The 3,511-nt window shown below is 63.1% G+C and carries 7 protein-coding genes; 4 read left to right on the top strand and 3 right to left on the bottom strand.

What is annotated here, in order from left to right; genetic code table 11:
* A partial coding sequence (petA, locus tag QZT63_RS19880) for a ubiquinol-cytochrome c reductase iron-sulfur subunit (protein ID WP_290653798.1) occupies positions 1-403 on the bottom strand: 403 nt, incomplete at its 3' end.
* Between the two features lie 168 nt (positions 404-571).
* Positions 572-964 (bottom strand): hypothetical protein, encoded by a 393-nt coding sequence (locus QZT63_RS19875; RefSeq protein ID WP_290653796.1) that lies wholly within the window; start codon positions 962-964, stop codon positions 572-574.
* A 190-nt stretch (positions 965-1,154) separates the two neighbouring features.
* Between QZT63_RS19875 and QZT63_RS19870 the strand changes: the two genes are divergently transcribed.
* From QZT63_RS19870 to QZT63_RS19860, 3 genes are all read left to right on the top strand, one after another.
* Positions 1,155-1,619 (top strand): hypothetical protein, encoded by a 465-nt coding sequence (locus QZT63_RS19870; RefSeq protein ID WP_290653794.1) that lies wholly within the window; start codon positions 1,155-1,157, stop codon positions 1,617-1,619.
* 192 nt (positions 1,620-1,811) lie between these two features.
* A complete protein-coding gene (locus QZT63_RS19865) occupies positions 1,812-2,090 on the top strand; it encodes an antitoxin MazE family protein (protein WP_290653792.1) in 279 nt (92 codons plus the stop codon).
* Positions 2,051-2,347, top strand: a complete 297-nt coding sequence (locus QZT63_RS19860) for a type II toxin-antitoxin system PemK/MazF family toxin (protein WP_290653790.1) — start codon at positions 2,051-2,053, stop codon at positions 2,345-2,347. The genes QZT63_RS19865 and QZT63_RS19860 overlap by 40 nt, the downstream gene beginning before the upstream one ends.
* A 203-nt stretch (positions 2,348-2,550) precedes the next feature.
* On the opposite strand, the gene QZT63_RS19855 is transcribed toward QZT63_RS19860, so the two are convergent.
* On the bottom strand, positions 2,551-2,895 hold the full coding sequence (locus tag QZT63_RS19855; protein WP_290653788.1) for a DUF3482 domain-containing protein: 345 nt from the start codon (positions 2,893-2,895) through the stop codon (positions 2,551-2,553).
* A 303-nt stretch (positions 2,896-3,198) separates the two neighbouring features.
* Between QZT63_RS19855 and QZT63_RS20225 the strand changes: the two genes are divergently transcribed.
* A partial coding sequence (locus tag QZT63_RS20225; RefSeq protein WP_366637659.1) for a TIGR04255 family protein occupies positions 3,199-3,511 on the top strand: 313 nt, incomplete at its 3' end.

Here is a 3,511-nt window from a genome sequence, read left to right as displayed (position 1 = left end):
GCTCGGGGCGAAACGACGGGACGCAGCCGAGGTGCGTGCAGATCGCGATCACGACCAGGTAGTCGTCGTTCACGGAGCGCTGAGCGCCACTGACGTAAGAGGGCTGCTGTGTGGCGACCTCGGCGTGAGGGTCCCGCAACTCACCCGAATCGGTCAGGGCGTCCAGGCGCTGGAGCATCTCCGGGGTCCGGCGGAGTATCCAGACCGGCTGCCCGCGCCAGTCGACGCTGATCTGCTGCCCGCGTTCCAGCGCCTCGAGATTGACCTCGACAGGAGCCGCAATGGCCTTGGCTCGTGCACTTGGTGTCCAGTAGCGGATGAATGGCACTGCCGCAGTCAATGCGCCGGCACCGCCTACGACCGTGCTGGCCGCGACCAGAAAACGCCGTCGGTTCATGGTCATTGTCTTGTCTCCCTAGGGATTGACCCGGTGGTCGGGGACATCCGGTGGGCCTCCAGCGGGTCGGGGTGCGTTCGGCTCGCAGCCTGCGAGTGGTCAACGCTATGCGAACGACCCGGCACGAGGCGGTACGCCGCACAGGTGCGGCAGTCTCATGGCCAGGGGAGACACTCAGAGTCGCAGGCGCGCCGTGGCGAGATAGACGGGCTGCGACCCCGCGGACATGCGATGCCGTGAGGTCAGGAGGGAAGCGACGCTCGGTGAACCGTAGGCTGCGCGGCCGAGGATGCCGTAGGAAGAGGCACCATCGACATCAAGGCCGTGGGAATCGTCGGCCAGTGGTTTGCTCACGCTGCCCTGAGTGTCGGGCGGGTGCTCGCTACATGCATCGGGTGCCGATTGGGAGGGGGTAGTGCCATTTCCGCTGTCGGCCAGCACTGGCGATCCGTCGTCGACCAGTGGCGCGCACGCGTACCCAGCCGCCACCGACAGTGAGATCACCCAGAGCAGGAATGCCCCGGTGATCCTGGTCAACAGCCAACTGCGAAACCCTTGCACCGTCATGGCGCCACCGCCCTTACTCGTCGAAGCGGCCAGTACTTCGATTATCCACGCTAGTCCTGTGGGATGCCGGGCGCATTGACCCGGATCAAGTGTTGAGTGGTCTTGGCATGTGATGCTTGAGGGGTCGAGAACGCACGAGTTTGAGGCATCCGCCGCACGCCGATGAGACCGCCCAAACGGGGAGAGCAGCATGGCAACCGCCCGAATGCGGAACGCACGCAGCATTCTCGACCTGCCCGAGTTCAACGTGCTGCTGTTCGCGTTCCTGGTCAATTACCCGTGGGAGTTTCTCCAGGTCCCGTTCTTCGCGGGGATGCCGACAGCCGGCCACTGGGATGCCATCCTGTTCTGCACGCGGGCCACGGGCGGTGACGCATTGATCGCACTCACCGGCTATTGGGTGGTCGCCTTTTGCTGGGGCAACCGGTACTGGATACTGCACCCGACGTTGCGGCACCTCGGTGTGTTTATCGCGGTAGGTATTGCCATCACCATCGTGTTCGAATGGCACGCCACGGAAATCGCGCAGCGCTGGACCTACGCCGAGCATATGCCGGTGTTGCCCGTTCTGGGGACTGGGTTACTGCCGCTGATGCAGTGGACCCTGTTGCCGCCGTTGATTGCCTGGTTTGTCAGCCGGCAGATCAGTCGATAGCCGACGAGCATAGCTGCAGGTCGATGGCGCTGCGGCGCCCGGTGCGCCGGGCGCAGCCGGATGGAAACGTCGAGTGCTGATGCAGGCGAAGGGCTGGTCCGAATGGAGGCAGACCGTCTGGTGCCAGGGTCGTAGCAGGCAACCGATATGCCAGGCATGTCGCATGTAGCGGCATGGCCAAGGCTGAAAACCATGGCTGCGTCCACCAATGAACGCGTCAGAAAGCGCCGGGCGGCGTTGCGCCAGGCCGGGCTGCGTCCGATTCAACTGTGGGTGCCCGATACGCGACGGCCCTCTTTTCCCCAGGAAGCACGGCGGCAGTCGGCGCGGCTTCGAGACGATCCGCAGGAGCGTGACGTGCTTGACTGGATCGATTCGGCCTCGGACACCGAAGGCTGGCGGCGAAGCGCGGAGATCTGGCGACTGTCGCGGTGGCAGGGGATGACGGCAAGCCTCGTCCCGCTTTGGTGATTCAGTCTGGCTACTTTGATTGGCACCCGTCCGTGACGGTGCTTCCGGTTACCAGCCACCTGCGGGAGACGCCGCTGTTCCGCGTCATGGTGGCCACGCATGGCGACAACAATCTCCGGGTGCCCTCGCAAGTGATGGTGGATAAAGCCGTCAGCGTCGCTCGGGAAAGGGTAGGGACAGTGTTCGGGTCCCTCAAAGCGGAGGTGATGCTTGAAGTCAATCGCTCCCTTGCGCCGTTTCTTGGCATCGCCAAGTAATCGGACAGCGATGGTATCCCGGCATTTGCCGAGCAACACGCAGTGGGTGATGCCTACCGCTGCCGGTTGCTTTCGGGGCGAATGGCTTCCACCGCGTGATTGTCCAGCCGCGGCTGTCACTTGTTCTGCCTCAATGTTCCGGTGATTGCCTGGATCACCTTGGCTCGACCGCTACTATCCCGAAAGCTCTCGTTCAGTGACGATCACCGCGGATGCCGGCGCGCATTGCGCAATGAACGCAGCAAGTTCCGGTGCGGTATCTGTCCGTAGTCAACGCCTCGCACCGCCTCCGGGCTCCCATGCCCCCGCGCCCGCAGTTCGTCGAGCAGGTACGCCTGCCGCGTGGCCAGGACCAGGAGCGTCTCGTCATCGACGCAGACTGGAGCCTGTCCGCGCCAACGGTGCCACAAATTGGGGCCCAGGCTGTGCGAGACGCCCGTGCCGCCGCCGAGAAGCGTCCCCAATGCGGTGCCGGCGCCGAGTGACAGACCGCCGGTGCCGATGTCCACGGCTGCACCAATCTCCGCACCCAAGCTGTTGTATAGCACTTTATCCCACCAGTGATTTCTTAGTTTATTGCACGGGATCGATGCCGAGATTTCTCAGTTTGAGGCTCTGGTGAGCGAACGCCGTTGACGCTACTACCAGAACACGCGACGACAACCCCGGCCGTGGTGTCGGCATACCCTCACGCTGGCGGCGGGCCACCGCCACCAGGGTCGGTGGTTCGGGGCTGGCCCTCTTTGTCCACCAGCCCCACACGCCCGAAAGCTCAGCACAAGTCGCTATGGGGGAGGTCGAAAGTTTGCTAGGCTTAGGATCATCACAACATCTGCGGGCGGTAGGACAGAATGGACCCTCATCGGGTACCAGTGCGGCTCAGGCATGACCCCATCGTGGAAGCGCTGTGGGAGATTCGCTTTTCGTCTGAGACGCCGTCTGTCTCCGATCTCTTGCCTGGGCTGATTTTCCAGAATCTGAGGCGACAGTATTCTCGCATCGAGAAGTTGCCGGTCTCCCAGTTGCCTGCTCCTGTTCTTCAGTCTGACCCCTCGTTGCGCTATGCACCTCAGGTTCGCTTGGTAGGGCCGAAATATTCTGTCCAGGTTGGCAACAAAGTCGTTTCGATCAGTTGTCCGGCCCCGTATAGCGGGTGGGAACAGT

Origin of the sequence: Aquisalimonas sp. (genome assembly GCF_007120195.1) — a bacterium.
Lineage (GTDB): Bacteria > Pseudomonadota > Gammaproteobacteria > Nitrococcales > Aquisalimonadaceae > Aquisalimonas.
Note: the sequence above shows the minus strand (reverse complement) of the source record. Positions and strands in the feature narration are given on the sequence as shown.